We start from the raw sequence: 6155 nt of genomic DNA on the forward strand, positions 1-6155 counted from the left end.
CCGCGTACGTGCGCACCGCCACGGCCGTGCCGCCGCCGGCCCGCCTGCCGGCCGCCGAGCGGCGCCGCGCGGGAGCGGCGATCAAGATCGCGCTGGCCGTCGCCGACGAGGCCTGCCGGCACGGCGGCATCGACCCGGCACTCGCCGCCACGGTGTTCGCCTCGTCGAGCGGCGATGGCGCGAACTGCCATGCGCTGTGCGAGGCGCTGGCCGGCAACGACCGGCTGGTGTCGCCGACGCGCTTCACGAACTCGGTGCACAACGCCGCGGCGGGCTACTGGCACATCGCCGTCACCGGCCGGGCCGCGTCGACCAGCCTGTGCGGCTTCGACACCAGCTTCGCGGCCGGGCTGATCGAAGCGGCCGGGCAGCTGCATGGCGAGCCGTCGCAGCCGGTGCTGCTGGTCGCGAGCGACACGCCCTACCCCGAGCCGCTGCATGCCACGCGGCCGCTGCCCGACAGCCTGGGCGTCGCGCTGGTGCTGCGGCCGATCGGCGATGGCGCGGTGGCGCGGCTGGTGATCGCGGCACAGGCGCCGCAGCCGCCGACGCCATGCCGTGATGCGGCGCTCGAGGCGCTGCGCCAGCAGATCCCCGCGGCACGCGCGCTGCCGCTGCTCGAACTGATCGCGCGCGGCGAAGCAGGCCGCGTCGTGCTGGACTGCCAGCCCGGCCTGTCGCTGCGGGTGGACATCCACCGCTCGTGATGAATGACGAGGCCCTGCTGCTCGACCAGGCCGGGATCTCCGCACTGATCCCGCACGCCGGGTCGATGTGCCTGCTCGACGGCCTGCTGGCCTGGGATGCGCACAGCATCCGCTGCCGCGCCACCGGCCACCATGCCGCCGACCACCCGCTGCGCACCGCGTCGGGCCTGCTCGCCACCGCGGCGATCGAGTACGCGGCGCAGGCGATGGCGCTGCATGGCGCGCTGCTCGCGCAATCGACCGGCGCGCCGGCCGCGCCGGGCTTCCTCGCGAGCGCGCGCGGCGTGCGCTGCCACCGCTTGCACCTGCACGACCTGCCCGGCGCGCTCGACGTCGTCGCCGAACGCGTGGCCGGCGATGCGCACCAGCTGCTCTACGCGTTCCGCGTGCAGCATGCCGGCACGCCGGTGGCCGACGGGCGGGCCGCGGTCGTGCTCCATCCTGGAGAGACACCATGAGCGACACCCCTTCCCTGCGGCGCGCACTCGTCACCGGTGCCAGCGGCGACCTCGGCAGCGCGATCGCGCGCCGGCTGGCGCGCGGCGGCTTCCATGTGATCCTGCATGCCAACTCGCGGCCCGAGGCGGTCGAATTGCTGGCGCTGCAGCTGAACGCCGCGGGCGGCTCGGCCGAGGCGGTCTGCTTCGACGTGACCGATCGCGCGGCCTGCGAGGCGGCGCTGCTGCCGCTGGCCGAGATCGGCGCGATCCAGGTGATCGTCAACAACGCCGGGCTGCACGACGATGCGGTGTTCCCGGCGATGCGCGAGGAACAGTGGCACCGCGTGATCGACGTGTCGCTGCACGGCTTCTTCAACGTGACGCAGCCGCTGGTGATGCCGATGATCCGCACGCGCTGGGGCCGGGTGATCAACCTGTCGTCGGTGGCCGGCGTGATGGGCAACCGCGGGCAGACGAACTATGCGGCGGCCAAGGGGGCGTTGAACAGCGCGACCAAGGCCTTGTCGCTGGAGCTGGCGAGCCGCGGCATCACGGTGAACGCGGTGGCGCCGGGCATCATCGCGTCGCGCATGACGGCGCAGGCCTTCGACGACAAGGCGATCGGCCAGCTGGTGCCGGCCAAGCGGGCCGGCACGGCGGACGAGGTGGCGGCGCTGGTGGGGTTCCTCGCGGGGGACGAGGCCGGCTACATCACCGGGCAGGTGATCTCGATCAACGGCGGGATGGCGTAGTTCAGGCGGGGTTCTTCGCCTTGAACTGAGCGAGATTGAAAGCCGCCTTGGCCTTGATCTTGTTCTGCAGCAGCCCCGACCACCCGAGCGCCCAACCCGGCGCGCCGAGTGCCTGCCGCGACCAGGCCCAGAAATCGAACTGGTCGACATGGCGCACGATCAGCCCGTCGCGGAACTCGAAGCTCGCGTCGATGATGTTCAGCACCTTGCGCCCGGTGGCCGAGAACGTGTAGTTCGCCTCCCAGTGCGCCGAGCCGTTCTGGTCGTCGGCCTGGATGCCGGTGTACTCGAGCCGCAGGTCGCGCCCGTTGGTGCAGAGCATGCGCCACATCATCCCCGCATCGGCGCCGTGCAGGTCGAACACCGGATCGGTGAAGTGGATCTCGCGGTGGTAGCAACTGCCCATCGCGGACCAGTCGCGGCGGCAGAAGCCTTCGTAGAAGCGTTGGATCAGTGCGGCGTGGTCGTGCATGYGGGCCACCGGGGCGGAATCGAATTCGGCACAGTGTGCCAGCACCGCAAGCCGTTCGGGTATCCGGCGATGCGGATTCGCCACTGAAGTCGCTAAGCTTCGCACATGAAGTTGCTGCTTGCCGAAGACGACGCCATCCTTGCCGATGCCCTCAGCGCCAACCTGGCACTGGCCGGCTTCGAGGTCGACGTGGCCCCGAACGGCGCCGTCGCCGAATACCTGCTGCTGCGCCAGCAGTTCGATCTCGGCGTGCTCGACCTGGGCCTGCCGCTGGTCGACGGCCTGACGGTGCTCAAGCGCGTGCGTGCCGCCCGGCCGACGCTGCCGATGCTGGTGCTGACCGCGCTCGACGGGCTCGACCACCGCGTCGCCGGGCTGAACGCGGGCGCCGACGACTACCTGACCAAGCCGTTCGACTTCCCCGAGCTGGAGGCCCGCATCCGCGCGCTGCTGCGCCGCACCCGCAGCGCGGCCACCGCGTCGGCGCAGGAGATGGGGCGGCTGAGCTTCGACCGCGACACCCGGCGCGCCGCGATCGGCAACGAGGCGATGGAGCTGTCGCCGCGCGAATGGATGCTGATGGACCTGCTGCTCACGCAGCGTGACAAGGTCGTGACCAAGGAACAGATCGCCGAAGCCTGGGCGGTGGAGCGCGGCGATGCGAACGCCGGCTCGATCGAGGTCTACATCCACCGGCTGCGGCGCAAGCTCGACGGCTCGGGCCTGGCCATCCGCACCGTGCGCGGGCTCGGCTACCTGCTGGAAGCCGAAGCGCCGTCCTGATTCCAATGCTCTCCCCGTTCAAGCTGGCCCTGCGCCGCATGCCCGGCGTGACGCCGGGCACCCGCTCGCTGCACCGTCACCTGCTGCTGTGGCTGCTGCTGCCGCAGCTGGTGCTGTGGCTGGCCGCCGCCTACGTGACCTACAACGTCGCCGACCGCTATGCCAACCGCGCGATCGACGCCGCGCTGAAGACCGCAACCCGCGCGCTCGCGCGCCAGGTCAAGCCGATCGGCAACGGCCTGTTCATCGATTTCCCGCGCGCCGCACAGGACATCATCGAGGCCGACCCGGACGACCGCGTCTACTACATGGTCAGCACGCCGCCCGGCGAGTTCATCCTCGGCAACAACAAGCTGCCGCCGCCGCCCGTCACCGACGCGCGCCTCGGCGAGACCTACTTCTACAACGGCAGCATGAAGGAGAAGTCGAACCAGCTGGGCATCCGCGTCGCGGCGATGTACCTGTCGTTCGGCGACGAGACCGCGCCGCAGCGCATGCTGGTGCAGGTGGCGCGCAGCCGCGCGAGCGGCGAGGAGCTCGCGCGCCAGATCCTGGTCGACACCGCGCTGCCGCTGTCGGGGCTGGTGGCGCTGATGTCGGTGATCGTCTGGGGCGGCATCCGCACCGGCCTCGCACCGCTGGCCCGGCTGCGCGCCGAGGTGGAAGACCGCGCGCCGAACGACCTGGCGCCGATCAAGCTGGAGGCCGCGCCCGAGGAAGTGCGTGCGCTGGTGAAGGCGCTGAACAGCCTGCTGGCCCAGGTGCATGAGAACGTGTCGGTGCAGAAGCGCTTCATCAGCGATGCGGCGCACCAGTTGCGCACGCCGCTGGCCGGCTTGAAGAGCCAGACCGAGCTCGCGCTGACCGAGACCGACAACCCGGCGCTGCAGGCGCGGCTGCGCCGCGTGCACGAGAGCGCGACACGCAGCGCGCACCTGATCAACCAGCTGCTGACGCTGGCGCGCGCCGAGCCCGAATCGGCGGCAGCGCAGGGCCGCACGCGCGTCGACCTGCGGCGGCTCGCGAGCGAGGTGACGGCCGAACTGGTGCCGCGCGGCCGGCATGCGGGCGTCGACCTCGGACTCGACGAAGGCGACGAGAAACCGATCGAGATCCACGGCAATGCCTTGCTGCTGCGCGAATCGCTGATCAACCTGGTCGACAACGCGATCCGCTATGCCGGCGACGGCAGCGTCGTCACGGTGCGGCTGTCGGCCCAGGACAGCCAGGCGGTGCTGGAGGTCGAGGACAACGGCCCGGGCATCGCCGAGGCCGACCGCGAGCGGGTGTTCGACCGCTTCGCCCGTGCGACGCACGAGGGCAACGGCTGCGGGCTGGGCCTCGCGATCGTCAAGGAGATCGTCGAGCGCCACACCGGCACCGTCGAGCTGCAGCCGGTGCAGCCGCGCGGCTTGCGCGCGGTGGTGCGGCTGCCGCGCATCGTCGAGCGCAAGGCGGTTCCCGCATGACGCCGGTCGGCGCCCTGCTGCGCGAATGGCGGCAGCGCCGCCGCCTGAGCCAGCTCGACCTGGCCAGCGACGCCGACATCTCCACCCGCCACCTGAGCTACGTCGAAACCGGCCGCGCGGCGCCGAGCCGCGCGATGGTGCTGCACCTGGCCGAGGCGCTGGAGGTGCCGCTGCGCGAGCGCAACACGCTGCTGACCGCCGCCGGCTTTGCGCCGCTGTACCGCGAGCGCATGCTCGACGACCCGGCGCTGAAGGCCGCGCGCGACGCCGTCGAGCTGGTGCTGCGGGCGCACGAGCCGCACCCTGCGCTGGCCGTCGACCGGCACTGGAACCTGCTGGCGCACAACCGGCCGATGGCACTGCTGCTCGACGGCGTCGCGCCGCACCTGCTCGTGCCACCGGTCAACGTGCTGCGGCTGAGCCTGCACCCGGACGGCGTGGCGCCGAAGATCGTCAACCTGAACGCCTGGCGCACCCACCTGTTCGCACGGCTGCGCACGCAGGTGCACGCGAGCGGCGATCCGGTGCTCGCGGCGCTGCTCGACGAGCTGCAGGGCTACCCCGGCGACGACAGCCCGCCCGGCGGCGACGACTGGAGCGCAGTCGCGGTGCCGCTGCAGATCCGCAGCTCGGTGGGCGTGCTGTCGTTCATCAGCACGACGACGGTGTTCGGTACGCCGGTGGACATCACGCTGTCGGAGCTGGCGCTGGAGACCTTCTTCCCGGCCGATGCCGAGACCGCGCAGTTGCTGCGTCGCCTCGGTGACGGACAGGCGAGCCCGAACGGCGCATAAAGGTGGTACGGCGGCCACGATCCGCATCCAGGAGACGACGATGAGCTCAAGAACCGCGCTGCGCATCTGTCCGCTGTGCGAGGCCTGCTGCGGCCTCGAGGTGCAGGTCGACGACGACGGACGCATCGGCACCATCCGCGGCGACGCGGCCGACGTGTTCAGCGCCGGCTTCCTGTGCCCGAAGGGTGTCGCGCTGAAGGACCTGCACGAGGACCCGGACCGGCTGCGCACGCCGCTGATCCGGCGCGGCGCGCGCTTCGTCGAGGCGAGCTGGGACGAGGCCTTCGCCGAGATCGAGCGCCGCCTGTTGCCGCTGCGCGAGGCGCACGGCAAGGACAGCGTCGCGCTGACGCTGGGCAACCCGTCGGCGCACAAGATGGGCCTGCTGCTGTACATGCCGCGGCTGCTGAAGGCGCTGGGCACGCACAATTTCTTCTCGGCCTCGACGCTCGACCAGATGCCCAAGCAGCTGTCGAACGGGCTGATGTACGGCCACTGGCTGTCGATGGCGGTGCCCGACATCGAGCGCTGCGACTTCCTGCTGGTGCTGGGTGCGAACCCGATGGCCAGCAACGGCAGCCTGTGGACGGTGCCGGATTTCCGCGGCAAGGCGCGCGCGATGAAGGCGCGCGGCGGCCGGCTGGTGGTGATCGACCCGCGGCGCACCGAGACAGCCGCGCTCGCCGATGCGCACCACTTCATCCGCCCGGGGGGCGACGTGTTCCTGCTGCTCGGGAT

Annotated in this window: 8 protein-coding genes; 7 read left to right on the plus strand and 1 reads right to left on the minus strand. The window is 71.5% G+C overall.

Annotation, left to right across the window (positions count from 1 at the left end):
• The 3 genes from AC1D12_RS21820 to fabG all read left to right on the plus strand — a co-directional run.
• Positions 1-707 (plus strand): beta-ketoacyl synthase chain length factor (locus AC1D12_RS21820; protein WP_477842805.1); only part of this gene is annotated, 707 nt, incomplete at its 5' end.
• Positions 707-1165 carry a hotdog family protein gene (locus tag AC1D12_RS21825; protein ID WP_477842807.1) on the plus strand — a complete coding sequence of 153 codons (459 nt, stop codon included), beginning with the start codon at positions 707-709 and terminating at the stop codon, positions 1163-1165. The genes AC1D12_RS21820 and AC1D12_RS21825, both read left to right, overlap by 1 nt.
• The gene (fabG, locus tag AC1D12_RS21830) at positions 1162-1899 is read left to right on the plus strand and encodes a 3-oxoacyl-ACP reductase FabG (protein ID WP_465112464.1); all 738 of its coding nucleotides are present in this window, start codon (positions 1162-1164) and stop codon (positions 1897-1899) included. Before AC1D12_RS21825 ends, fabG begins: the two co-directional genes overlap by 4 nt.
• Position 1900: 1 nt before the next feature.
• On the opposite strand, the gene AC1D12_RS21835 is transcribed toward fabG, so the two are convergent.
• Entirely contained in the window at positions 1901-2371 is a 471-nt protein-coding gene (locus AC1D12_RS21835) for a nuclear transport factor 2 family protein (protein WP_465112463.1), read from the minus strand.
• Positions 2372-2476: 105 nt separating this feature from the next.
• Here AC1D12_RS21835 and AC1D12_RS21840 point away from each other — a divergent pair, with 105 nt between their 5' ends.
• The 4 genes from AC1D12_RS21840 to AC1D12_RS21855 all read left to right on the plus strand — a co-directional run.
• On the plus strand, positions 2477-3154 hold the full coding sequence (locus tag AC1D12_RS21840) for a response regulator transcription factor (RefSeq protein WP_047511750.1): 678 nt from the start codon (positions 2477-2479) through the stop codon (positions 3152-3154).
• Between the two features lie 5 nt (positions 3155-3159).
• Positions 3160-4623: a sensor histidine kinase gene (locus AC1D12_RS21845; protein WP_052213074.1), complete on the plus strand. Its 1464-nt coding sequence runs from the start codon at positions 3160-3162 to the stop codon at positions 4621-4623.
• Entirely contained in the window at positions 4620-5417 is a 798-nt protein-coding gene (locus AC1D12_RS21850; protein ID WP_465112462.1) for a helix-turn-helix domain-containing protein, read from the plus strand. The genes AC1D12_RS21845 and AC1D12_RS21850 overlap by 4 nt, the downstream gene beginning before the upstream one ends.
• A gap of 40 nt (positions 5418-5457) precedes the next feature.
• Positions 5458-6155 (plus strand): molybdopterin-dependent oxidoreductase (locus AC1D12_RS21855; RefSeq protein ID WP_477842810.1); only part of this gene is annotated, 698 nt, incomplete at its 3' end.

Source organism: Rhizobacter sp. P1_G5 (assembly GCF_056405435.1).

Bases quoted from the DNA above. Each gene is read 5' to 3' on its own strand.
- AC1D12_RS21850 (WP_465112462.1), top strand. From the start codon at position 4,620: ATGACGCCGGTCGGCGCCCTGCTGCGCGAATGGCGGCAGCGCCGCCGC.
- fabG (WP_465112464.1), top strand. From the start codon at position 1,162: ATGAGCGACACCCCTTCCCTGCGGCGCGCACTCGTCACCGGTGCCAGC.
- AC1D12_RS21825 (WP_477842807.1), top strand. From the start codon at position 707: ATGAATGACGAGGCCCTGCTGCTCGACCAGGCCGGGATCTCCGCACTG.
- AC1D12_RS21845 (WP_052213074.1), top strand. From the start codon at position 3,160: ATGCTCTCCCCGTTCAAGCTGGCCCTGCGCCGCATGCCCGGCGTGACG.
- AC1D12_RS21840 (WP_047511750.1), top strand. From the start codon at position 2,477: ATGAAGTTGCTGCTTGCCGAAGACGACGCCATCCTTGCCGATGCCCTC.
- AC1D12_RS21835 (WP_465112463.1), bottom strand. From the start codon at position 2,371: ATGCACGACCACGCCGCACTGATCCAACGCTTCTACGAAGGCTTCTGC.